This is a genomic window from Neorhizobium petrolearium, assembly GCF_017873175.1.
GTDB classification, from domain to species: Bacteria; Pseudomonadota; Alphaproteobacteria; order Rhizobiales; family Rhizobiaceae; genus Neorhizobium; species Neorhizobium petrolearium.
In genome coordinates this window covers 232705-256038 of sequence record NZ_JAGGJW010000011.1, presented here as the reverse complement: position 1 = coordinate 256038, position 23334 = coordinate 232705, and the positions used below count along the sequence as shown (strand labels likewise).

Genomic DNA, 23334 nt, shown 5'->3' with positions numbered 1-23334 from the left:
AGCCAGAAGTCATCGGATGAGGCCGAGCCTCGCTTCCAGAGAAGCCTTGGTGACCGGGTCGAAATCCGGCGTGTAGGCAGCTATGCGCGCAAAAAGCGGCGTCCGCAGATGTTCCGGGAGCGGCTTTGCGCCCGTAATCCAGGCATGCAGATCATGATCGTCCTCCCCCATGACCGCCTCGAACTGATCGAGTTCGGCATCGGACAGACGAGCAATCTCCGTTTCCGCAAACTGCCCGAATACGAGATCCATCTCGCGTATGCCGCGATGCCAGCAACGATAGAGAATGCGACGGCGGCGCGGATCGAGATCCGCGCTGGTGCGTGATAGTCCTGTCATGTCGGTGTCCCTGTTTGCGGTTCATATAGGACGCTTTTCTGCCGTCGTCACCTTGCCAAATAGGCAAAATCCATCGCATTTTGCGCTTTATGCGTCCCGCCATTCTCGATCCACTGTTCTCGCCCGTCGCTTCGCTTGCCGGCGTCGGGCCGAAGCTCGCCGACCTGATCGCGCGTGTTACCGGCCGCGAAGATGCGGACGATTGCCGTGTCATCGACCTCCTCTTCCACGCTCCCTATTCGCTGATCGATAGGCGCAACCGGCCGGGCATCGCCCTCGCGCCACAAGGGGCGATCGTCACCATCGAAGGACGCGTCGATCGGCATCAGCCCCCGCCGCGCGGCAAGTCGAACCTGCCCTATCGTGTTTTTCTCCATGACGATACGGGCGAACTGGCGCTGACCTTCTTCCATGCCAAAGGCAACTGGCTGGAGAAATCGCTGCCGATCGACGAGTTGGTGATGGTGAGCGGCAAGGTAGACTGGTTCAACGGCCGCCCTTCCATGGTGCATCCGGATTTCATCGTGAAATCCTCGGAGGCCGAAAACCTGCCGCTGATCGAGCCTGTTTATCCTCTAACGGCAGGCCTGTCGCCCAAAGTGCTGCGCAGGACGATCGAGGGCGCCGTCGCACGTCTATCAACCCTGCCGGAATGGGCGGATGCAGCACTCACGCAGCGTCAAGGGTTTCCTTCCGTTACGGAAGCCTTCAGGCGTCTGCACGATCCGCGCGACGAGATGGATATCGATCCGCAGTCGCCCGCCCGCCGCCGGCTTGCCTATGACGAGTTCCTGGCCGGTCAGGTGTCGCTCTCGCTGGTGCGCCAACGCCTTCGCAAGGTGCCGGGCCAGCCGATCCGGGTAAAGGGCGATCTATCCGCCAGGATCATAGCCTCCCTACCCTTCTCGCTGACACCAAGCCAGAAGCTGGCTGTCGATGATATTCTGAAGGATATGGCGTCTGATGAGCGCATGCTGCGGCTTCTACAGGGTGATGTCGGCGCCGGAAAGACGCTGGTTGCGCTGCTCGCCATGGCGGCGGCTGTCGAAGCCGGTGGTCAGGCAGTGCTCATGGCACCAACGGAAATCCTTGCCCGCCAGCATTTCGCAACAATCTCCAAACTGGCCGGAGCGGCAGGCGTGACGGTCGAGGTCCTGACCGGGCGCACGAAGGGTCGGGAACGCGAGCAGATCGCCGAAAGAATCGCCTCCGGCGAAGCCCGGATCGTTATCGGCACCCATGCGCTCTTCCAAGATGCGATCAACTATCACAATTTGATGCTTGCCGTCGTGGACGAGCAGCACCGGTTTGGCGTGCATCAGCGTCTCCGGCTGACCGCCAAGGGTATCTCGCCGCACATGCTGGTGATGACCGCGACGCCGATCCCGCGCACTTTGGTGCTTGCCGCCTTCGGCGACATGGACGTTTCCAAGCTCACCGAGAAACCTGCCGGCCGCAAACCAATCCAGACCGTCACCATCCCGACCGAACGGCTCAGCGAGATCGTCGCACGGCTGAGAAGCGCGATCGATGAAGGAAAGAAGGCTTATTGGATATGTCCACTGGTCGAGGAGTCGGATGTCTCCGACCTCATGTCGGCGGAGGAGCGGTATGCGGTGCTGGCGAAAGAGCTGAGCCGCGATAATGTCGGGCTCATCCACGGCCGCATGAGCGGTCCGGAAAAGGATGCGGTCATGTCCGCATTCAAGAATGGCGAGTTGCGTTTGCTGGTCGCGACCACCGTCGTGGAGGTGGGCGTCGACGTGCCGGATGCAACGATCATGGTGATCGAGCATGCGGAACGCTTCGGGCTTGCCCAGCTTCACCAGCTTCGCGGCCGGGTCGGACGCGGCGACGAAGCTTCCACCTGCATCCTGCTCTATAAAGGGCCACTTAGTGAGACAGGCCGGGCGCGGCTTTCGATCCTGCGCGACAGCGAGGACGGTTTCCTGATCGCCGAGGAGGATTTGCGCCTGCGTGGCGAAGGTGAGCTGCTCGGCACCCGCCAGTCCGGCACGCCGGGTTTCAGGATCGCAAGCCTTGAGGCGCATGCCGACCTCTTGGAGATCGCCCGCAAGGATGCAGCCTATCTGTTGGAACGTGACCCGGAATTGACGAGCGAACGCGGCCAGAACGTGCGCGTGCTGCTCTATCTGCACCGTCGCGACGAAGCGATTCGTTTCCTGAGAGCCGGATAGATCAGCCTTGCGTTACCGGCGGCGGCAGAACTGCCGTCGGTGCGCCTCTGGCAGGCTTATAGTCCGGCGCGATCAGCCCCCCGGAAATCAGCAGTTTCGCCCCCTCCTCCGGCGTCATGTCCAGCATGATGATCTTGCTCTTCGGCACGAACATCAAGAAGCCGGCTGTCGGCACCGGCGTCGGAGGCAGGAAGACGGCAACCATCTCCTCGCCATCCGCATTGAGCTTTGCCGCGATCTCTCCCTGTGCGTCACCGGAAATGAAGACCAGCGCCCACATGCCGGGGCTCGGGAATTCGATCAGCCCGCATTTCTTGAAGGAGGTCGACTGCTCCTTCAGCACCGTCTCCAGGATCTGCTTGACGCTTCTGTAGATCGTCCGGACGAGCGGCATGCGGTGCAGGATCGACTCGCCGAAATTGACGATCGACCGCCCAATCAAGTTCTTGCCGAGGAAGCCGATGATGGTGATCAAGACGACCGCAATCACCAGACCCGTGCCGGGAATGGTGATATTGAAATAATATTGCGGGTCGTAGCGCTTCGGAATGTAGGGGGTGACCCAGCTATCCGCCCAGTCGATGAAGGTGAAGGTCAGCCATATGGTGATCGCGAGCGGCGCGCAGATGACGAGCCCGGTAAGGAAGTTATTCCTGAGCCGGCCCGCCAGCGATATACGCTCTGGACTGTCGCTCATCCGGCTTCCCTGACCCATCTAAACACTGCAGCATTCATCGAGGCGACAATGCCGGATGCGATGCTGCGTTGCAAGGAAAAGCCGCAGAGATCACTCGACAGTGACGGATTTCGCCAGGTTGCGCGGCTGATCGACATCCGTGCCCATGAAGACTGCCGTGTGATAGGCAAGCAACTGGATCGGCAGCGAGAAGATCATTGGTGCGATGATCTCGTCCACGTTCGGCAGCGCAATGGTCGCCATGGTCGGCAGTTTCGAGGCAGCCGCTCCTTTCTCGTCGGTGATGAAGATGATCCTGCCGCCCCGCGCCGCTACTTCCTGCATGTTGGAGACCGTCTTCTCGAAGAAACGGTCATGCGGTGCGATCACGATCACCGGCATGTTCTCGTCGATCAGCGCGATTGGCCCGTGCTTCAGCTCGCCAGCGGCATAACCTTCCGCATGGATATAGGAGATTTCCTTGAGCTTCAGCGCACCTTCCATGGCGAGCGGAAAACTTGTGCCGCGGCCAAGATAAAGAACATCCTTGAAACGGGAGAGCTCACGAGACAGGCCCTCGATCTCGGGCTGGATGTCGTTCAACACCCGGCTCATGATGCGCGGCATCTCGGCAAGATGCTTGACCATCGCCTTTTCGTCGCCTGCAGTCACGGTGCCACGGGCGCGACCGGCTCCGATCGCAAGTGCAGCCAGGACGGCCAACTGGCAGGTGAAGGCCTTGGTAGACGCGACACCGATCTCCGGTCCGGCGAGGATCGGGAAAATCGCGTCCGCTTCGCGAGCAATGGTGGATTCCCTGACGTTCACCACCGCACCGATCTTCAGGCCCAGATCCTTACAGTAGCGCAGCGAGGCCAGCGTATCCGCCGTCTCCCCCGACTGCGAGATGAACAATGCCGCCTGCGAGGGCGACAGCGGCAATTCGCGGTACCGGAATTCGGAGGCGACATCGATCTCGACGGGCAGGCGTGCATAACGCTCGAACCAGTATTTGCCGACCAGGCCGGAGAGATAGGCTGTACCGCAAGCGGCGATTGCCAGCCCGGAGACCTTGCCGAAATCGATCGCCGTATCGTTCTTCTTCACCGTGTGAGCGGCAAAATCGATATAGTTGCTGAGCGCGTGAGAAATGATCTCGGGCTGCTCGTAGATCTCCTTCTCCATGAAATGGCGGTGGTTGCCCTTGTCCACCATGAAGGCGGCGGCTTGAGAAATCTGGCTCTGCCGCTTGAGCGGCTTGCCTTCGTAATCGATAATCTCGACACCTTTGTGGGTCATGATGGCGCAATCGCCATCCACCAGATAGGTGATCTCATTGGTGAAAGGCGACAACGCGATCGCGTCAGAGCCCAAAAACATCTCGCCCCGGCCATGGCCGATCGCCAACGGCGGCCCGAAACGCGCAGCCATGATCGTGTCGGGATCGTCTTCGAACATCACGACCAGCGCATAGGCCCCGGAGACGCGGTTGAGCATGGCAAGCATGGCCTCGCGGTGATCCATGCCCTGGCGGGTGTATTTGGCGAGCAGATGCGCCACGACTTCCGTATCGGTCTGGCTCTCGAAGACGGCGCCTTCGGCAAGCAGTTCGTCCTTCAGTTCGGAAAAGTTCTCGATGATGCCGTTGTGGACGACGGCGACACCCGCGACGAAATGCGGATGCGCGTTGGTTTCATTCGGCACGCCGTGGGTCGCCCAACGTGTGTGGGCGATACCGATCATGCCGGGCAGCGGTTCCGCATCGAGCTTCTTTTCAAGATTGAACAGCTTGCCCTCGGCACGGCGGCGATCCATCCTGCCCTCGCAGATCGTCGCGATTCCGGCGGAATCATAACCGCGATATTCGAGCCGCCGAAGCGCATCAACCAAGCGTGATGCTACCGGCCCTCTTCCGACGATCCCGACAATCCCGCACATGGATGCTTATCTCCGCTTGGTTGAACCGCCAGAATTCCTATCCGATTGCGCGTTTTGCGCAATCGGTTCACCAGTCACTTTCGATGTCGGAAAGTAATGGTCAGCGGTTAAGGTGCTGTTGTTTATTTCGTTGCTTTTTTAGCAGCCTTGAAGGCAAGCGCGCGCTCCCGGATCACTTTGGCACGCTCAGGCTTTATTTCCTGGCGTGCGCGGCCAAGGGCCAGCGCATCGGCGGGCACGTCTTCGGTAATCACGCTGCCGGAGGCTACATAGGCGCCGTCGCCGATAGAAACCGGCGCCACCAGCGAGGAATTGGAGCCGATGAAGGCATTCGCGCCGATGCGGGTCACGTGCTTGTTCACGCCGTCATAGTTGCAGGTGATGGCACCCGCGCCGATGTTCGAATGGGCCCCGACGAACGCATCGCCGACATAGGTCAGGTGATTGACCTTGGCTCCCTCACCAATTTCGGCATTCTTGACCTCGCAGAAATTGCCGACCTTGGACCTGGAAAGCAACGTGGCGCCTGGCCGGAGACGCGCAAACGGGCCTATTTCCGCACCCGCCCCGATGTGGGCACGCTCCATATGCGAAAAGGCATGAATGAGTGCCCCGGCCTCGACCTTCACGCCAGGTCCGAAAAAGACATTCGGCTCGATAAACGCGTCCTGGCCAATTTCGGTATCGTAGGAAAGGAAGACAGTCTCCGGCGCGACCATGGTGACGCCCGAGAGCATCAGTTCGTTGCGGCGACGCTCCTGCCACAGCCTTTCAAGGGCGGCAAGCTCGGCGCGGTTGTTGCAGCCGGCGACCTCCGTTTCGGGTGCATCGACGGCCACCACCCTGCCGCCCTCAGCGCGCGCGATCTCGATCAGATCGGTAAGATAATATTCACCCTTGGCATTGTTGTTGCTGATTTTTTCGAGAAGCGACAGCGCCTTGCGGCCATCGATCGCCATCAAGCCGCTGTTGCACCAAGTGACCTTGCGTTCTTCCTCGCTTGCATCTTTCTCCTCGCGAATAGCGATGAGCTCGCCGTTTTCGACAAGGAGTCGACCGTAACCAGTCGGCTTGTCGGTATGAAAGCCGATCACCACGACAGCCGCCCCGTCAGCAAGTCCTTCACGTGCCAGGGTAAAGGTCGCGGATGTCACCAGCGGCACGTCACCGTAGGCAATCAACACATCGTCGTAACCGTGAGCGATGGCATCTTTTGCTGTGAGGACCGCATGGCCCGTTCCGCGTCGTTCGGCCTGGAGAAAGGCCTCGACCGTAACGCCCTCGACAGCGCCCGCTTTGACAACCGCATCCGCATCCCGGCCGACCACGAGGGCCGCAGCGGAAACGCCCGTCGATGCTACCGCGGCCATCACATGCGCGATCATAGGCCGGCCGGCCACCGGATGCAGCACCTTTGACATCGACGACCTCATGCGTGTGCTATCGCCAGCGGCGAGGATGACGGCAAGGCAGGAACGGCTCATCGGGAATCTCCTTCATGCAATTGCCCGGCTTTTAGCAGCAAGACAGTTGAAGCGCGATAGACGGCTTGTGTGCGGCAGAAACAAAAAGGGCGCCCGTGGACGCCCTCCATGCTTCCCAAAAGGAAAGTGGATCAGACACTATTGAGGCAGCTTGTCGTCGACGCCTTCAACGTAGAAATTCATGCCGAGTAAAACGCCATCCTGAGCCTTTTCGCCCGCGGCAAGCCAGGCGGTGCCGTCCTGCTTGTTGATCGGGCCGGTGAAGGGATGGAGTTCACCCGACTTGATCTTGGCTTCGGTCTCCTCGGCCATCGCCTTCACGTCGTCCGGCATGTTGGTATAGGGCGCCATGGTCAGGATGCCGTCCTTCAAGCCGTCCCAGATCTGTTCGGATTTCCAGGTGCCGTCGAGGAGTGCCTTGGTGCGCTTGATGTAATAGGCACCCCAGGTGTCTACGATCGCGGTGAGCTGGGTCTTCGGGCCGGCGGCGATCATGTCGGATGCCTGTCCGAACGCCAGGATGCCTCGCTCGGCCGCGACCTGCATCGGAGCAGTCGTGTCGGTGTGCTGGGTCAGAATATCAACGCCCTGATCGATGAGAGCCTTCGCAGCGTCGGCTTCCTTGCCGGGATCGAACCAGGTATTGGCCCAGACCACCTTCAGCTTGAAGTTCGGGTTGATCGACTTGGCACCGAGTTCGAAGGCGTTGATGCCCATCACTACTTCCGGGATCGGGAAGGAGGCGATGTAGCCTGCCAGCCCCTTCTTCGACATCTTCGCAGCGATCTGCCCCTGGATATAGCGACCTTCATAGAAGCGTGAGTTGTAGGTTGCGAGATTCGGAGCAGACTTGAAGCCAGTCGCATGTTCGAACTTCACGTCCGGAAACTTTTGAGCCACCTTGACGGTGGCGTCCATGAAGCCGAAAGACGTGGTAAAGACCATGGCGCAGCCGGACCGGGCCATACGCTCGATGGCGCGCTCGGCATCCGGGCCCTCCGGAACGTTTTCCAGGAAGGGCGTCTCGATCTTGTCATCGAGAGCCTTCTGGAGCTCCTGGCGGCCGAGGTCATGCGCCTGTGTCCACCCGCCGTCCGTCTTCGACCCGACGTAGATGAAACAGACCTTCTTCTTTTCCTGGGCCTGGGCGCCGGTCGAAAACCCGCCAAGCAAGGCGGCCGATGCGGCAAGGGCAATAATCAGTTTCTTCATTTCCGAACCTCTATTGGCTTGAAGACGTTTGTTTTTGCACCGCGGTCACCGGTCGGGGACAAAGGGTTTCCCGAGCGATGCCGGCGTATTGATGAGCGTCGTGCGGCGATTATGCGAGATGATGATCAGCACGACAATAGTGGCCGCATATGGAAGGGCGGACAGGAGTTGCGAAGGCAGGCCGACACCGAAGGCCTGCGCGTGCAATTGGCCAACCCCGACTGCACCGAAAAGATAACCGCCGGCAAGCACTCGCCAGGGCCTCCATGAGGCGAAGACGACGAGGGCCAATGCGATCCAGCCCCGGCCGGCCGACATGTTCTCCACCCATTGCGGCGTATAGACGAGCGAGAGCTGCGCTCCGGCAAGCCCGGCGCAGGCACCGCCGAACATGACCGCCAGATAGCGTGTGCGGATGACATTGATGCCCAGCGCATGAGCGGAGGCATGGCTGTCGCCGATTGCCCGGATCTTCAAGCCCGTGCGGCTCCTGAACAGGAACCAGTTGATGCCGATCACCAGCGCGATGGACAGATAGAAGGTCAGGTCCTGGCTGAAGAGAACCCGGCCGACGAACGGAATATCCGAGAGCAGCGGGATGACGATCGGCGGCAGCTTGACGCCCGGCTGGCCGACGAACGCCTCGCCGATCTGGCCGGAAAGACCAAGCCCCAGAATGGTGAGTGCAAGGCCGGTCGCCACCTGGTTGGCAACGAGCGTCAGCGTCAGAAAACCGAAGAGCAGCGAGAAAATCGCCCCGCCCAGAATGCCGGCGAGAATGCCGAGATGAGGCGAGCCGGTCAGTTGCGCGGCGGCGAAGGCGCAGACTGCGCCCATGATCATCATGCCTTCGACACCGAGGTTCAGCACGCCGGCGCGTTCCGTCACAAGTTCACCAAGCGACGCAATGACGAGCGGTGTCGAAGCGGTGATGACGGTGAGAAGGATAGCCTCGAACATCAGGCCTTCACCTCCACCGGTTTGGTGCCCGCAACGATCAGTCGAATTCTGTAGTGAATGAGCGTGTCACAGGAGAGCACGAAAAACAGAAGCAAGCCCTGGAAGACGCGGCTGACCTTGTCCGAAATGCCGATCGAAAGCTGCGCCGCCTCGCCGCCGAGATAAGTCAGCGCCAGCACAAGGCCCGAGGCGATAATGCCGAGCGGATTGAGGCGTCCGAGGAAGGCGACGATGATGGCGGTGAAGCCATAGCCAGGCGAGATGGTCGGCTGCACATGGCCGATCGAGCCTGACACTTCCGATATACCGGCGAGCCCCGCCAGAGCGCCGGAGAGCAGCATCGAAAACCAGACCATGCGGCGAGCAGAAAAGCCGGCAAAGCGCCCTGCCCTTTCTGATTGACCGAGCACGGAAACTTCGAACCCTTTCAGCATGAAGCGCATCATGAACCAAAGCGCTACGGCTGCGATAATCGCGAAGACAAAGGCCCAATGGGCGCGGCCGGAGGAGAGTATTTCCGGCAGGACCGCCTCGACCTGAAAACTCTTGGTCTGCGGGAAGTTGTATCCCTGCGGGTCTCGCCACAGACCGCGCACCAACCAGTCGAGATAGAGCTGGGCGATATAGACCAGCATGAGGCTCGTCAGGATCTCGTTGGTGTTGAAGCGGGTTTTCAGAAGGGCCGGAATCCCGGCATACAGCGCGCCGCCCACCATTCCCATGATCAGCATGAGCGGCAGGATCATCGGTGAATGCCAGTCGGGATACAGGACCGGCAGGATCGAACCGGTAATCGCGCCGATGGTAAACTGGCCTTCTGCGCCAATGTTCCAATTGTTGGACCGGTAGCAGACCGCAAGCCCGACACCGATGAGGATGAGCGGCGCGGCCTTGATCGCCAGTTCGTGCAGCGACCAGACTTCCAGCAGCGGCTCGACGAAATAAACATAGAGCGCGTTAAGCGGGTTTTTTCCGAGCAGCCAGAACATGATCGCGCCGAAGACCAGTGTGAGCGCCAGCGCAAGCAGCGGCGACAGGATCGAGAACAGCGTCGAGACGCGGGCGCGCTTTTCAAGCTCGATACGCATGCGCCGCCTCCGGAATCGAATGGCTCTCGTGGACGCCACCCATCATGAGGCCGATGCGCTCGAGGCTGAGCGTTCCGGCCGGATAGGCCTTGGACAACTTGCCTTCCGAGATTACGGCGATATTGGTCGCGATTTCGAAAATCTCGTCCAGATCCTGGCTGATAACAACAACGGCCGAGCCTGCCTTGGCGAGATCGATCAGCGCCTGGCGAATGCGGCTTGCTGCACCCGCATCGACACCCCAGGTCGGCTGATTGACGACCAGGACAGCCGGCTGACGGTCGAGCTCGCGCCCGACGATGAATTTCTGCAGATTGCCGCCGGAAAGCGAACCCGCGAGCGGATCCTCACCGCTTTTTCTCACATCCATCGCCTCGCAGATGCGCCGCGTCGCCGAACGGATCGCATCGTGGCGGACGATTGCGGCGAAGCCGGCAGATAAAAAGGCCTTCCTATCCGACTGACTGCGGGCGAGCAAAAGATTGTCGGAAAGCGGCATAGCCGGGACAGCCGCATGGCCATGGCGCTCCTCCGGCACGAAGCCGGCGCCGAGCAGTCGGCGTCCGTTGATGCCGGTATGGCCGACCGCCTTGCCGCGGATACGGATCGCCTCGTCTTCGGCGACGGGATATTCGCCCGACAGAGCATCGAAGAGTTCACCCTGACCGTTGCCGGCGACGCCTGCGATCGCCAGCACCTCTCCGGCCCGCACCTTCATCGAGATATTCTTCAGCGAGACGGCAAAGGGCGTGCGCGCCGGCACCGAAAGATCGCTGACCTCGATGCAGGTATCCCCAAGCGGCGTTTCGCCATCCCGATGCACCTCGGCCACGTCGGAGCCAACCATCATGCGGGCGAGCGAGGCCGGCGTCTCCAGTTTCGGGTCGCAGGCGCCGGTAACCTTGCCGTGACGGAGCACGGTCGCACGGTCGCAGATGCGCCGCACCTCCTCCAGCCGATGGCTGATGTAGAGAACCGATCGACCTTCGGCCTTCAGCTTGAAAAGCGTTTCGAACAGACGATCGGCCTCCTGCGGCGTCAGTACCGAGGTCGGCTCGTCTAGGATGATCAGCTTGGGATTTTGCAGCAGGGCGCGAACGATCTCGATGCGCTGGCGCTCACCGACGGAAAGGTCCGCCACATGCGCCTTGGGATCGAGCGGCAGACCATAGGCTTTTGAAAGCGACGCCGCTTCGTCGGAAATCCTCGACAGCGAAATTCTCGGGTCGAGCGACAGCGCGATGTTCTCCGCCACCGTCAACGCCTCGAAGAGCGAGAAATGCTGGAAGACCATGCCTATGCCGAGGCGGCGGGCTTCGCCGGGCGAGGCGATTGTCACTGGTGAGCCGTCCCAAAGAATCTGACCCGCGCTCGGTTGCAGCACGCCGAAAAGCATCTTGACCAGCGTGGATTTGCCGGCGCCGTTCTCGCCGAGAAGTGCATGAATCTCGCCCGGCGCGATATCCAGATCGATCGCGCTGCAGGCGGCGAAGCTGCCGAAAAGTTTGGTCAAACCTCGAACCGACAAGAGCGGAACGGTCGCCGGACCTTCGGATAACGTCACTGAACCCCCTGTTTCGCCTGTGTCCAGCCTTCCTGCGAGGCTCGGCCGGCACGGCGGCGCATTGTTCTTTGAACGCTTCTCAAGCCTGAGGCCCCAGCGTTCTTTTATCATATTGATACCGTTTTTGTTGCTTCGCACAACATCAAAGAAAAAGCACCAGAAGCAACGTCCAACTATTTCCCCAGATTGGGGAAAAGCTGCAGCACGGCACCAATGCAATAAAGGTAGACGCCACTCACGACGACACCCCAGGCCACCCAGTCCGGCGTGGCGAAATGCAGGAGGAGCGCGTAGCCACCCAATGCGCACCAGACAAGGCAGACGGCGAGGTTGAATGGTCTCAAGCGCTTCACCCGCACCGGATGCAGGAAATTGATCGGAAGGAACGTGAGGATCACAGAGATTGAGACGACAATCAGCGCCGTCAACGCACTGGCATCGATAGCAAAAAGCGTGAAGATCACCATGTTCCAGACGACCGGGAAACCGGAGAAGAAATATTCCTCCGTCTTCATGCCCGTGTCGGCGTAATAGACGGCGCTCGACACGACGATCGCGCCGGCAGCGAAGAAGGACCAGGGCTCGCCGATCATGCCGCTCTGGTAGAGTGCGAAAGCCGGCAGCAGGACATACGTCACGTAGTCGATGATATTGTCGAGCGTGTCGCCCGACCAGTTGGGCAAGACTTCCTTGACCCGCACCTTGCGGGCGATCGGTCCGTCGATACCGTCGACAAGCAGCGCAAGGCCGAGCCACCAGAACATGTCCACAAAGCGGTGTTCGGCTGCCGCGACAACTCCCAGGAAGGCCAGGAACGAACCTGAAGCAGTTAGAAGATGAACCGAAAAGGCGCGCATTTCCGCATAAGGAACTTTCCGGTAGTTGAAGATTCGTCTGATCACGCCGCCAGTCCACCTCTCTCTCGTTGGGCTGGTATGCGGCCAATCAGCACGCTTTGCAACCTGCCAGACCCACGCTGTGCGGATAAACCCTTGCTTTTTCTATGCTGCGCCGCGATGCCCCATGGATATGCACGCTTTGAAGTTCTAGATAAGTTCATCACGGATATTCGCAGATCAGGACAACGGAAATGCAGCATTTCGAGATCGCCGTGGTGGGCGGGGGGCTTGCCGGATCGCTTGCGGCCCTGGCTCTCGCGCGTGCCGGGCGCAAGGTGGCCCTCATTGCTCCCGTATCCGAAAAAGCCGACGAGCGCACGACGGCGTTGATGGACCAGTCGATCCGCTTCCTGGAACGGCTCGGCGTCTGGGATGATATTGCCCCCTCGGCGGCCGCCCTTTCCATCATGCAGATCATCGATGGCACGAAGCGGCTGCTGCGGGCGCCGACGACACAGTTCCGGGCACAGGATGTCGGCCTTTATGCCTTCGGCTACAATATCCCGAACAAGGCGCTGTCCGGGACGCTGGATGCAGCCGTCACTGCGGAACCGAACATCACCAAGATTACGCAGAGCGTTCAAACCGTGGATTATTCCGCCGAACGGGCAGCGATTACGCTTTCGGATGCCTCCACCATCACGGTCGATTTTATTGTGGGGGCCGATGGACGGAAGTCAAAGACCCGCGACGCGGCCGGAATCGGCGTGCGCCGTTGGTCCTACAGCCAATCGGCACTGGTGCTGAATTTCGCCCATACGCTGCCGCACGGCAATGTCTCGACCGAATTCCACACGGAGACTGGACCTTTTACCCAGGTTCCGCTTCCGGGCCTTCGCTCCAGCCTTGTCTGGGTCGTGACGCCGAAGGAAGCTCAGCGCCTCGTCGCTCTGCCTGTCAAAGACCTGTCGCAGGCTATCGAAGATCGCATGCAGTCCATGCTCGGCAAGGTGACGGTGGAAGACACGCCGCAGATCTGGCCGCTTTCAAGCCTGATGGCGGACCGTTTCGGCAAGGGGCGCCTAGCCCTGATCGGCGAAGCCGCGCATGCCTTCCCGCCGATCGGCGCGCAGGGCCTCAACCTGTCGCTGCGCGACGTTATCACCCTTTCCGAGCTTCTGGCCCCCATCGGCGGCCGGCCGATTCCGGCGGATGCCGGCGATCGTTTCAACCGGCGCCGGCGACCGGACGTCATGAGCCGGACCTTCGGAGTCGACGTTCTCAACCGTTCTCTGCTGTCGGATTTCCTGCCCGTCCAGATGCTTCGTGCAGCCGGCCTGCACCTCCTCGGCAGCGCCCCGCCGCTCCGCAACCTCTTGATGCGCGAGGGAATCGAGCCTGGCCGCGGGTTCCGTGCCGTCCTTGACACCTTAAGGAACGAGGTCCGGCGGTAGAATTCCAGCGTTGATGAGGTATAGAAATACCGGCAAGGTCAGCACCGAGAGTACGGTGATGATCAGGATGCTCGCCGACGCCCTCTCCTGCCAGACGTGATATTGCTGGCTGATGACGAAAACGTTCGTCGCCGTCGGCAGCGCCGAAAGCAGGGTTGCCGAATAGATCCAGACAGGATCGAAATTGCCGATCAGCGACAGCACCACATAGGTCGTCATCGGCAGCATGATCAGCTTGAAAACGGCGATATAGCCGATCTCCACGGGCACGCGGCGGATGGGCCTCAGCGCCAGCGTCACCCCCATGGCGAAGAGAGCGCAAGGGGCTGCCGCCTGCGCCAGATAATCGACCAGGCGCTGGAATGCCTCCGGTGGCCTGATCGCCAGGGCGGCAAAACAAAAGCCCAGCACGGTCGAGATGATGAACGGGTGCAATGCCACCCTTCGGGCAATGTCGGCCGCAACCCGGATCGCCGGTCGCCTATCGTCCCCGGCCACCGCCATCATGGCAGGCGCAACGATGAAATGCGCGGCATTCTCGAAGCAGACGATCAGCGCCACCGGCACGGCGGCCGCTTCACCGAAGGCCAGCAGCGCCAGCCCCGGCCCCATGTAGCCGATATTGCCATAGGCGCCCGCAAACGACTGGATTGTGCAATCGGCGAAGGAATTGCGGCGGATGAAGAAGCCGATGAGAAAAAGAAGGAAGAAGATCAGATAGGTCGCGCCGATCTCGCCAAGAATGAAGTCGACCCGGGTCAACTGTTCGACCGGCGTGCGCGAGACGAGTTTGAAGAACAGTGCCGGAAGTGCTGCGTAGATGATGAAAGTGTTCATCCAGCCAAGCGCTTCGGCGGGCTGTTTGGTAACCTTGGCAGCGAGGTAACCGATGAAGATCAGCCCGAAAAAGGGCAACAGCATTGCAATAATGTCGGCCATCTTTGCTAGCCCAAGGTCCCGGGTCGCGTTGGAAGGAGATTCCCGTTAGCCGATTTGCATGAGGATTGGAAAGGTCTGCTGGAACCAGATCGCGGCAGAACTGACGAAGCCGAAGATGAAGGCGAGACCGGTCAGGATCAGGAATACGCCCATGACTTTCTCGACCGTGCCGAGATGGCGGCGGAAGCGCGTCAGGAACCGCATGAAGGCTCCCGAAAAGCCGGCGGCGATCCAGAAGGGCACGGCAAGGCCGAGCGAATAGATTGCAAGCAGCACGGCCCCATCGCCCACCGTGTCGCGCGAGGCGGCAACACCGAGAATGGCGCCGAGCACCGGACCTATACACGGCGTCCATCCGAAGGCAAAGGCAAGCCCCATGATATAGGCTCCTGAGAGAGTTGCCGGCTGCCCGCCGCCCTGGAAGCGCGCCTCGCGGGCCAGGAAACCGATTCGGAAGACGCCGAGGAAGTTGAGACCCATGGCAATGATGATCAGGCCGCCAATCTTGGAAAGAAGATCCAGATGCTGACGCAGCAGTACGCCGATCGTCGAGGCCCCTGCCCCAAGCGCCACGAAAACGGTTGCGAATCCCAGGGTGAAGAACAGCGCAGACATCAGCACCGCCCTGCGCGTTCCGCTCCTGAAATCGGCAACCGCGGCACCGCCGCCCCGGAACTGTTCAACGGAAATGCCCGCCATATAACAAAGATAGGGCGGCACGAGCGGCAGCACGCAGGGAGAAAGGAACGACAACGCGCCGGCAAGAAGCGCACTCAGCAATGATATTTCGGCAATCGACACGTGTGGCTCCGGATGGCAGGCTTTTCAGACCCCGCATTGCGCCTGACGTAGCGATTCAAGGCGACGAATACCAATCACCTTTTCGCATCATCATGGAAAAGCGGCAAGAAGCCGCATTTTTGCTGTTTTTGCGGGTTGACCGAAACGGGTCACCTGCATATGTTCCGCGCACTTTCAGAGGCGGCGCCACAGCCGGCCACGGGAGAGCGTAGCTCAGCCGGTAGAGCAACTGACTTTTAATCAGTAGGTCCAGGGTTCGAATCCCTGCGTTCTCACCACCTTAAAAATTCTTCATCTTTTCAGCAGAAACATCATTCTTACGAAGAATTCAGGTTCTATCGAACGCGCGCCGGCGAACAAGATTCTCATAAGAAATTGATAAACATAAATTATTCTCATTTTTCCGCATTCCTGAAAGTCAGGTTTCGGCCGGAAATCCGGCAGATCGCCCGTCTGGAACCTTATCAATTGTTAAGCTGACTATCGCGGCTTCGGGGCGTAGGTTTCGATGCAAGACTGAATACCGCCGGCGGCTGCATGCCGCGACGCGACGGTATGAGACAGCCGATTGAACTTCTTTGATCAAGAACGGAGGCGCCATGCGCTCGTTCACGTCGATAGATCGTCGCCCACCCACCCGGTTACGCTATCCACCTAACTGAACATCTGAAGAGCACGACCATTCCGTGGTCTACCTGGCTCTCCTTCTCTTCTGACCTCACCGAAAGCCGATCGGCCGCGGACTTGGTCCGTGGCTCCGATCCCACTCGCCCCGGAACTCGTCATCAATGCGAGGCTGGAGCCATCAATCAGAAAGGAAAACCAGCATGTCCGATATCCTTCGCAAACACCGTCTTGCCGCACTTCTTGGTGCGGCCATCGTCGCAGCGCCGCTTGCCCTGCCTGTCATCTTCGACTTCAACACGGCCGAGGCCGCGACCGACACTGCGCCGATTACCGGCACGGTCGCCCCGGGTGGTTCCTTCGCACCGATCGTCGCAGCCGACAAACCGGCCGTCGTTACCATTACCACCGTGATGAAAGCCCAGAACGCTAGTGCCGGCGACAGCTCGCCGTTCAACGACGATTCACCCTTCGACGAGCAATTCCGGCAGTTCTTCGGCCAGCAGGGCATTCCGATCCCGCGCCAGATGCCGCAGCGACCGACCCCGCATGCAGAGGCCCTCGGTTCCGGTTTTATCATCACCGCCGACGGTTATATCGTCACCAACAATCACGTGATCGACAACGCGACGAGCATCAAGGTGACCTTGGACGACGGCACGGAACTACCCGCCAAGCTTGTCGGCGCCGACCCGAAATCCGATCTCGCCGTCATTAAGATCAATGCGGCGAAGCCGCTTGCCACAGTCGCTTGGGGTGATTCCGACAGGCTCAATGCCGGCGACCAGATCCTTGCGATCGGCAATCCCTTCGGCATCGGCACGACGGTCACCGCCGGCATCGTCTCAGCCCGCGGCCGTGACCTGCACAGCGGTCCCTATGATGACTTCATCCAGATCGACGCACCGATCAATCACGGCAATTCCGGTGGCCCGCTTGTCGACCTCCAGGGCAAGGTAATCGGCATCAACACCGCTATCTACTCGCCGAATGGCGGTAGCGTCGGCGTCGGCTTCGCGATCCCCTCCGATCAGGCGCAAAAGGTTGTCGCCAAGCTTATGAAGGACGGCTCGATCGAGCATGGTTTCATCGGCGTGCAGATCCAGCCGGTAACGACGGACGTTGCAAGCGCCATCGGCCTTGGCAAACCTGAAGGTGCGCTCGTCGCCAATGTGAGCGATGACACGCCGGCGTCCCGGGCCGGCATCGAGACCGGCGACGTCATTACGGCCCTCGGCGGGCAGGAGATCAAATCACCCCGTGACCTATCGCGCATGGTCGCCGATCTTGCGCCAGGAGCCAAGGAAAGCCTCACCGTGTGGCGCGAAGGTGAAAGCAGGGACCTGCACATCACGATCGGCGGCAATCAGGACGACCAGCAGCAGGCCTCCGCCGATAATGGCGACAAGTCGAGCCCGGCCGCGCAACGCGTTCCGACGATCGGCGTCGGCCTTGGCGACATTACCCCGGATGTTCGCCAGGCGCTCAACCTGCCGCGCCGGGAAAGCGGAGCAGTGATCGAAAGCGTCGCCCCCGACAAGCCGGCAACCGATGCCGGCCTGCAGCCCGGGGACATCATCGTCTCGGTGAACCAGCGGCCAGTGAAATCAGCCAAGGAAGCCAAGGCAGCAGTTGCTGATGCGGGCAAGGCCGGTCGCAAATCGGTCCTGCTTCTCATCCAGCGCGGCGACAGCCAGACCTTCGTAGCCGTCCCCTTCTCGGTCAGCTAAACCGTCGGCTCCGCATCATCATATGGCACAGCCTGGCCTTCGGGATCGGGCTGTGTCCACCCCGACGATGAATGGTCATCACGTTCTATTGAAACCCAACCAGGAACCTCTACATGTCCGGCACCGTTTATGCGGGCGAAGGAGTTCCTGATGCGGATCATTTTCGTCGTTCTCATCGCCTCGGTGCTCAGCATCCTGGCATTCAAATATGCAGACCAATCCCTCGGCAACGCCAATATCCTGGCGCCCTCCACAGAACTATCGTCCACGAACTGAGCCGTTTTGGCGAGCACGATCGTGTGAACCCCGCAGCCGCCCCGTCGAAGCCCTCCGGCCGGCTTGACCATTTTCTTCTTGCGACCATATTGCTTCGGTCCCATCCAAATCCCTTTCCCGAAAGCGAGAGAATTTTATGGCCAAGCCGAAGATTGCCATCATCATCACGAGCACGCGCGACGTCCGTTTTGGAGAAAAGCCAGCCAAGTGGATTTACGAAACTGCGTCGCAGCGCGAGGACATGGAATTCGAACTCGTCGACTTGCGCGATTTCCCGCTGCCGTTCTTCAATGAAAAGGCATCCAATGCCTGGGTTCCAACCGAAAACGAAGTCGGTCAGCGGTGGCAGAAAAAGGTCGCCGAATTCGATGGCTACATCTTTATCGTGGCGGAATACAACCGTTCGATCACGGCCGTACTCAAGAATGCCCTCGACTACTCCTACAAGGAATGGAACCGCAAGCCGGCGGCGGCTGTGGGCTACGGCAGCGTCGGAGGCGCCCGTGCGGTCGAGCATTTGCGCAACATAGCCGTCGAACTACAGATGGTTCCGACTCGTCCGGGCGTGCACATCCAGGGTGCCGATTTCTTCGCAGCCTGGCAGCAAGGCAAGGATCTCAAGGAACTCACCCATCTGGAGCCGGGCGTGAAGACCATGCTGGACGATCTCTCCTGGTGGGCGACAGCACTGAAAACAGCCCGCGAAAAGGCCTGACCGCGCTTCACGAGAGGTTGATCCAAAGGTTCCGACCATGGCCGGAACTTTGTGATTTTCGGGAGGTTCTATGGCAATAAAGGAGTGATTGCCATGAACGCCCGAAACGCCATGATCGCCCTGGGATCAGCCATCATGGGCGGCGTCATAGCCGCCATTCTCCTACACGCCGGCGCACCGATCGTGGCCGTAAAGACAGACCGCCTCGGCGGCCCTCCATCGGAAACGGCCTTTCTGCCGGAACGTTTCGGCGTCCCGGGCTCGGTGCAATAAATTACAGATCTGAAAACGACAAAAGCCGGCGTCTGGTGCGAGATGCCGGCTTTTCCACTAACGAACTGATTTGTACGGCAGCGTCGCCGTCGCGGAAGCCGCATTGGTGCCCGCTTCGACGTTCCCAAAAAAGAGCCGCCGTCTGATGCGGATCAAGGCAGAACTACCTTACCGATATTTAAGTTCCTCCTACATGCGTTTCATGTCATTGGAAGCATAGAGAAATCTGCGATGACCACGCTTCCGGCGGATTCGCGCCGTGTGGCGGCGGGACGGACACGTACGGCTGTCCCATATATCATCCAAAGAGGGACTTGACCTTGAACGTACAGAAGACACCCGACCCAGCGGTAAAGACGAGCGATGCGCCCGATCTCGCCGCGATCCTTGCAGCGTCGGGCAGCGGCAAGAAGCGCCGCTGGCTCTTATGGCCAATCGTTTTCGTCGTCCTTCTGATCGCTGCTGCCGGCGCCTATACCTATTTCGGCAGCAACGGGACGCGATACGACTATACGACACAACCCGTGAAGCGCGGCGACCTTTCGGTCATCGTCACCGCGACCGGTTCCGTCCAACCGACAGATCAGGTGGATATATCGAGCGAGCTCTCCGGCACCGTGCGCAAGGTCAGTGTCAGCTATAACAGCCCGGTGAAGACAGGCGATGTGCTCGCCGAACTCGACACCAACAAGCAGGAGGCCGATGTCCAGAGCGCCCGCGCCCAGCTTGCCTCCGCAAAGGCGAGCGTGCTCAAGGCAGAAGCGGAAGCCGCATCGGCCAAGAATACGCTTGACCGGCTGACCGGCCTTGTCAGCAACCGCATTTCCAGCCAGCAGGAACTGGATGCGGCGAAATATACCTATGACGCTGCCGTTGCGACCAAAGCGGTCAACGAAGCCGCGGTCCTGTCTGCCGAAGCCAGCCTGCAGCTTGCAGAGGTCAATCTCTCGAAACTCCAGATTATCTCGCCAATCGACGGCGTAGTGCTCACCCGGGACGTGGATCCCGGCCAGACGGTCGCCTCCTCGCTCAATGCGCCGGTGCTCTTCACCATCGCCGGAGACCTCAGGCATATGGAACTTCAAGTCGCCGTGGACGAGGCGGATGTCGGCCAGGTGAAGGAAGGTCAGCTCGCGAAATTCTCCGTCGACGCCTATCCGGACCGCAGCTTTCCCGCCACTATCGAGACCGTCCGCTTCGCCTCCGAGACCGTCTCCAATGTCGTCACCTACAAGGCGATCCTGACAGTAGACAATGCCGATCTCCTGTTGCGCCCCGGCATGACCGCAACCGCAGACATTACGGTCGAATCCGTCTCCGATTCGCTCCTCGTGCCGAATGCAGCCTTGCGCTATTCTCCTCCCGCGACGGCTGGCGGCAACCGCGGCAGTTTCCTGACCCGGCTCTTTTCACCGCCTCGCCTGCGCACCAACCGCAGCAGCGAAGAGGCTTCCGCTGCCAACCGCGCCGTTTGGGTCCTGCGTGCCGGCGTCCCCACCCGTGTCCAGCTGGAAACCGGCCCGACGGACGGGCAGTTCACGGTGCTGAAATCCGGCGACATCAAAGAAGGCGACCTGCTGATCACGGATGCCGTCGCCCGCACCAGTTGAGGGGCAACGCCATGACGCTCCCCCCACTCATCACGTTCAAGCAGGTCTCCAAATTCTACGGCCGCGGCGAAGCGATGATCCGCGCGCTGGACCATATCGATCTCTCGATTTCGCAGGGCGAATTCGTGGCCATCATGGGGCCATCGGGCTCGGGCAAATCCACGGCCATGAACATCATCGGCGGGCTCGACGTGCCCTCCTCCGGCGAATACTTCTTCCAAGGCATCCCGACGAGCAGCTTCGACCGTTCGCAGCTCACGCTGCTTCGACGGCATATGCTGGGCTTCGTCTTCCAGGGCTTCAACCTGCTTGCCCGCACGTCCGCCGTCGAGAATGTCGAACTGCCCCTCGTCTACCGTGGCATGGACCACCGTGAACGCCGCCGGCTTGCGCTCGCCGCCCTCGAACAGGTCGGTCTCAAGGGCCGCGAAAGCCATACGACACAAGAGCTCTCAGGCGGTCAACAGCAGCGTGTTGCGATCGCCCGCGCCATCGTCACCAATCCGGCCGTTCTGCTTGCCGACGAGCCGACCGGCAATCTGGACACCAGGACGAGCTTCGAGATCATGGAACTGATCGCCCGGCTCAATCGCGAGAACGGCATCACCGTCATCATGGTCACGCATGAGGAAGATATTGCTGCCTATGGCAAACGCCTCCTGCGTTTCGTCGACGGCCGGCTTGCCTCGGATCAAGTGCGGGTGAAGGAGCCGGATCATGTTCTTTGAAACCGCAAAACTTGCCTGGCGCGCGATCAGCCGCAACATGCTGCGCTCCTTCCTTACCGTGCTCGGCGTCGTTATCGGCGTCGCTGCCGTGATCGCGATGGTGACGGTCGGCAACGGCACGACGGCGCGGGTGAAGGACGAACTTTCGCGGCTCGGTACCAACACGCTCTTCGTGCGACCCGGCCAATGGGGGCCGGGGCGTGTCAGCACCGAGGCCAAGCGTTTTACCGACAAGGATGTGCAGGCGATCCGGGAACAGGTGACCGGTCTGAGGGCCGTTGCCCCGGTAAACCGTGGCACAGCAACCGTGATTGCCGGCGGAGCCAACCATTCGACCAGTGCCATCGGCACCACCAATGACTACTTGATCGCTCAGGACTGGGACCTCGCGTTCGGTCGCAACTTCCTGCCAAACGAAGACCGTGGCAGCCATGCCGCCTGCATTATCGGCGAAACAGTGCGCAAGGAGCTTTTTGGCGCCGCCAACCCGGTCGGCCAGAACATTCGCGTCAGCAACATCGCCTGCCCGGTCATCGGGATACTCGCCGTCAAGGGCCAGTCGGGCATGGGTGACGATCAGGACGACACGGTGATCATGCCGCTGAAGCTGCACCAGCGGCGGATCGGCGGGACGACGACGATCAGCAGCATTATTCTCTCCGCTCAGGACGGCGTCGCCACGTCGAAGGTGCAGTCTGACGTGGAGAGCCTGCTGCGCGAGCGGCGGCGCATCGCGATCGGACGCGAGGACGATTTCTCGGTCAACGACATGTCGCAGATCGCTGCGGCGATGACCGGCACCACGGTGCTGCTGACGGGCCTCCTAGGGGCAGTGGCGGCTGTCAGCCTGCTCGTCGGCGGCATCGGCATCATGAACATCATGCTCGTTTCGGTGACGGAGCGCACGCGCGAAATCGGCATCCGACTGGCGATCGGCGCGCTGGAAGGGCAGGTGCTCACCCAATTCCTCGTCGAGGCTGTCATGCTGTCGATTTTCGGGGGCGTCACGGGCATTATGACAGGATTGGCTCTCGCCTTCGGCGTCGTCAGCTATCTCCAGGTGCCCTTCGTAACGAGCCCGACGATCATTGCGCTTGCATTTGTCTTCTCGGCCGCAATCGGCATGATTTTCGGTTACTTCCCTGCCCGCCGTGCGGCTCAGCTTAACCCGATCGAAGCTCTCCGACATGAATAGCGGTTCCGACCGAGCTTCGTCACGGTGCCGGTCTACCGCGATTGCCCGGGGAGAAACCAACAAGATGTCATCCGAGGCAGAATCCCTCAGCCGGCAAGCCTATCGGCGGCTGGAGAACCTGATCGTGACGCTGAAACTGAAGCCGGGAGTTCCCGTGACGGAGAGGCAATTGATCGCGCTTGCCGGCCCGGGGCGCACCCCGGTTCGCGAAGCGATTCAGAAGCTCGAATGGCAGGGGCTGATCCGGGTGCGGCCGCGCGTCGGACTGCAAATCGCCGAGATCGTCCCCGGCGATCATCAAGGCATCATGCAGGTGCGCCGGCAGCTCGAACCTCTTGCCGCTGCCCTCGTAGCGGAACATGCGAATGAGGAGCAGCGCTCCGCCTTGGTGGATTGCGCCAAGGCGATGAGTGCGGCTTCCGACACAGGCGACATTTTGCGTTTTCTGGAGGCCGACAGGCGTTTCGATGAGATCTTCGAGGAGGCCTGCCCCAATCGCTTCCTGGTTTCGGCCCTGGCACCGCTTCAGACGCATTCGCGACGGTTATGGTTCTCAAAGGCCTCTGCCGATCGCATGGATCAATCGGCAGCACGACATATCGCCGTCATTTGCGCCATACAGGCGCGTGACATCGACGGCGCGCGACAGGCAATGGAAACTCTCCTCGCCTATCTCGATGATTCATGAGTG

21 protein-coding genes and 1 tRNA gene are annotated in these 23334 nt (G+C 60.5%); 11 read left to right on the top strand and 11 right to left on the bottom strand.

Annotated elements, in window-relative coordinates; all coding sequences use genetic code 11:
- Positions 1–9: 9 nt before the first annotated feature.
- The gene (locus J2046_RS21720) at positions 10–339 is read right to left on the bottom strand and encodes a succinate dehydrogenase assembly factor 2 (RefSeq protein ID WP_037146857.1); all 330 of its coding nucleotides are present in this window, start codon (positions 337–339) and stop codon (positions 10–12) included.
- 89 nt (positions 340–428) lie between these two features.
- On the opposite strand from J2046_RS21720, the gene recG reads away from it, so the two are divergent.
- Positions 429–2537, top strand: coding sequence for an ATP-dependent DNA helicase RecG (gene recG / locus J2046_RS21715; protein WP_210055487.1), 2109 nt, complete (start codon positions 429–431; stop codon positions 2535–2537).
- Position 2538: 1 nt separating this feature from the next.
- Here the strand turns inward: recG and J2046_RS21710 are convergent, their stop codons facing one another.
- From J2046_RS21710 to pcsA, 8 genes are all read right to left on the bottom strand, one after another.
- Positions 2539–3234, bottom strand: coding sequence for a DUF502 domain-containing protein (locus J2046_RS21710; RefSeq protein ID WP_210055485.1), 696 nt, complete (start codon positions 3232–3234; stop codon positions 2539–2541).
- 90 nt (positions 3235–3324) lie between these two features.
- Complete coding sequence (glmS, locus tag J2046_RS21705; protein ID WP_210055483.1) at positions 3325–5151, bottom strand: glutamine--fructose-6-phosphate transaminase (isomerizing); 1827 nt, start codon at positions 5149–5151, stop codon at positions 3325–3327.
- A gap of 122 nt (positions 5152–5273) precedes the next feature.
- Entirely contained in the window at positions 5274–6635 is a 1362-nt protein-coding gene (gene glmU, locus J2046_RS21700) for a bifunctional UDP-N-acetylglucosamine diphosphorylase/glucosamine-1-phosphate N-acetyltransferase GlmU (RefSeq protein WP_210055481.1), read from the bottom strand.
- A 138-nt stretch (positions 6636–6773) separates the two neighbouring features.
- Entirely contained in the window at positions 6774–7847 is a 1074-nt protein-coding gene (locus J2046_RS21695) for a BMP family ABC transporter substrate-binding protein (protein WP_037146844.1), read from the bottom strand.
- 45 nt (positions 7848–7892) lie between these two features.
- A complete protein-coding gene (locus J2046_RS21690) occupies positions 7893–8807 on the bottom strand; it encodes an ABC transporter permease (protein WP_210055479.1) in 915 nt (304 codons plus the stop codon).
- On the bottom strand, positions 8807–9895 hold the full coding sequence (locus J2046_RS21685; RefSeq protein ID WP_210055478.1) for an ABC transporter permease: 1089 nt from the start codon (positions 9893–9895) through the stop codon (positions 8807–8809). Before J2046_RS21685 ends, J2046_RS21690 begins: the two co-directional genes overlap by 1 nt.
- Complete coding sequence (locus J2046_RS21680; RefSeq protein WP_210055476.1) at positions 9879–11459, bottom strand: ABC transporter ATP-binding protein; 1581 nt, start codon at positions 11457–11459, stop codon at positions 9879–9881. The genes J2046_RS21685 and J2046_RS21680 overlap by 17 nt, the downstream gene beginning before the upstream one ends.
- 173 nt (positions 11460–11632) lie before the next feature.
- Positions 11633–12361, bottom strand: coding sequence for a phosphatidylcholine synthase (gene pcsA, locus J2046_RS21675; protein WP_411828536.1), 729 nt, complete (start codon positions 12359–12361; stop codon positions 11633–11635).
- 188 nt (positions 12362–12549) lie between these two features.
- Between pcsA and J2046_RS21670 the strand changes: the two genes are divergently transcribed.
- Complete coding sequence (locus J2046_RS21670) at positions 12550–13752, top strand: UbiH/UbiF family hydroxylase (RefSeq protein ID WP_210055474.1); 1203 nt, start codon at positions 12550–12552, stop codon at positions 13750–13752.
- Here the strand turns inward: J2046_RS21670 and J2046_RS21665 are convergent.
- Together J2046_RS21665 and J2046_RS21660 are read right to left on the bottom strand one after the other, a co-directional pair.
- Complete coding sequence (locus J2046_RS21665; protein ID WP_210055472.1) at positions 13729–14691, bottom strand: AEC family transporter; 963 nt, start codon at positions 14689–14691, stop codon at positions 13729–13731. The genes J2046_RS21670 and J2046_RS21665 overlap by 24 nt on opposite strands.
- 45 nt (positions 14692–14736) lie before the next feature.
- Positions 14737–15492, bottom strand: a complete 756-nt coding sequence (locus tag J2046_RS21660; RefSeq protein ID WP_210055470.1) for a cytochrome c biogenesis CcdA family protein — start codon at positions 15490–15492, stop codon at positions 14737–14739.
- A 202-nt stretch (positions 15493–15694) separates the two neighbouring features.
- Here J2046_RS21660 and J2046_RS21655 point away from each other — a divergent pair.
- From J2046_RS21655 to J2046_RS21620, 9 genes are all read left to right on the top strand, one after another.
- Positions 15695–15770, top strand: a tRNA-Lys gene (locus J2046_RS21655).
- 549 nt (positions 15771–16319) lie between these two features.
- Positions 16320–17846, top strand: coding sequence for a DegQ family serine endoprotease (locus J2046_RS21650; RefSeq protein WP_210055468.1), 1527 nt, complete (start codon positions 16320–16322; stop codon positions 17844–17846).
- Between the two features lie 150 nt (positions 17847–17996).
- A complete protein-coding gene (locus J2046_RS34155; RefSeq protein WP_267950861.1) occupies positions 17997–18122 on the top strand; it encodes a hypothetical protein in 126 nt (41 codons plus the stop codon).
- Between the two features lie 136 nt (positions 18123–18258).
- Entirely contained in the window at positions 18259–18837 is a 579-nt protein-coding gene (locus J2046_RS21645; RefSeq protein ID WP_210055466.1) for an NADPH-dependent FMN reductase, read from the top strand.
- 93 nt (positions 18838–18930) lie between these two features.
- Positions 18931–19110 (top strand): hypothetical protein, encoded by a 180-nt coding sequence (locus J2046_RS21640; RefSeq protein ID WP_210055465.1) that lies wholly within the window; start codon positions 18931–18933, stop codon positions 19108–19110.
- Between the two features lie 320 nt (positions 19111–19430).
- A complete protein-coding gene (locus J2046_RS21635) occupies positions 19431–20720 on the top strand; it encodes an efflux RND transporter periplasmic adaptor subunit (RefSeq protein WP_210055463.1) in 1290 nt (429 codons plus the stop codon).
- A gap of 11 nt (positions 20721–20731) precedes the next feature.
- The gene (locus J2046_RS21630) at positions 20732–21448 is read left to right on the top strand and encodes an ABC transporter ATP-binding protein (protein WP_210055461.1); all 717 of its coding nucleotides are present in this window, start codon (positions 20732–20734) and stop codon (positions 21446–21448) included.
- Positions 21438–22643, top strand: a complete 1206-nt coding sequence (locus tag J2046_RS21625; protein ID WP_210055460.1) for an ABC transporter permease — start codon at positions 21438–21440, stop codon at positions 22641–22643. The genes J2046_RS21630 and J2046_RS21625 overlap by 11 nt, the downstream gene beginning before the upstream one ends.
- A 64-nt stretch (positions 22644–22707) precedes the next feature.
- Positions 22708–23331: a GntR family transcriptional regulator gene (locus J2046_RS21620; protein ID WP_210055457.1), complete on the top strand. Its 624-nt coding sequence runs from the start codon at positions 22708–22710 to the stop codon at positions 23329–23331.
- The last annotated feature ends 3 nt before the right edge of the window (positions 23332–23334 follow it).

Bases quoted from the DNA above. Each gene is read 5' to 3' on its own strand.
- J2046_RS21665 (WP_210055472.1), bottom strand. From the start codon at position 14,691: ATGGCCGACATTATTGCAATGCTGTTGCCCTTTTTCGGGCTGATCTTC.
- J2046_RS21650 (WP_210055468.1), top strand. From the start codon at position 16,320: ATGTCCGATATCCTTCGCAAACACCGTCTTGCCGCACTTCTTGGTGCG.
- recG (WP_210055487.1), top strand. From the start codon at position 429: ATGCGTCCCGCCATTCTCGATCCACTGTTCTCGCCCGTCGCTTCGCTT.
- J2046_RS21640 (WP_210055465.1), top strand. From the start codon at position 18,931: ATGAACGCCCGAAACGCCATGATCGCCCTGGGATCAGCCATCATGGGC.
- J2046_RS21720 (WP_037146857.1), bottom strand. From the start codon at position 339: ATGACAGGACTATCACGCACCAGCGCGGATCTCGATCCGCGCCGCCGT.
- J2046_RS21625 (WP_210055460.1), top strand. From the start codon at position 21,438: ATGTTCTTTGAAACCGCAAAACTTGCCTGGCGCGCGATCAGCCGCAAC.
- J2046_RS21670 (WP_210055474.1), top strand. From the start codon at position 12,550: ATGCAGCATTTCGAGATCGCCGTGGTGGGCGGGGGGCTTGCCGGATCG.
- J2046_RS21645 (WP_210055466.1), top strand. From the start codon at position 18,259: ATGGCCAAGCCGAAGATTGCCATCATCATCACGAGCACGCGCGACGTC.
- J2046_RS21620 (WP_210055457.1), top strand. From the start codon at position 22,708: ATGTCATCCGAGGCAGAATCCCTCAGCCGGCAAGCCTATCGGCGGCTG.
- J2046_RS21690 (WP_210055479.1), bottom strand. From the start codon at position 8,807: ATGTTCGAGGCTATCCTTCTCACCGTCATCACCGCTTCGACACCGCTC.
- J2046_RS21685 (WP_210055478.1), bottom strand. From the start codon at position 9,895: ATGCGTATCGAGCTTGAAAAGCGCGCCCGCGTCTCGACGCTGTTCTCG.
- J2046_RS21710 (WP_210055485.1), bottom strand. From the start codon at position 3,234: ATGAGCGACAGTCCAGAGCGTATATCGCTGGCGGGCCGGCTCAGGAAT.
- glmS (WP_210055483.1), bottom strand. From the start codon at position 5,151: ATGTGCGGGATTGTCGGGATCGTCGGAAGAGGGCCGGTAGCATCACGC.
- J2046_RS34155 (WP_267950861.1), top strand. From the start codon at position 17,997: ATGCGGATCATTTTCGTCGTTCTCATCGCCTCGGTGCTCAGCATCCTG.
- glmU (WP_210055481.1), bottom strand. From the start codon at position 6,635: ATGAGCCGTTCCTGCCTTGCCGTCATCCTCGCCGCTGGCGATAGCACA.
- J2046_RS21630 (WP_210055461.1), top strand. From the start codon at position 20,732: ATGACGCTCCCCCCACTCATCACGTTCAAGCAGGTCTCCAAATTCTAC.
- J2046_RS21695 (WP_037146844.1), bottom strand. From the start codon at position 7,847: ATGAAGAAACTGATTATTGCCCTTGCCGCATCGGCCGCCTTGCTTGGC.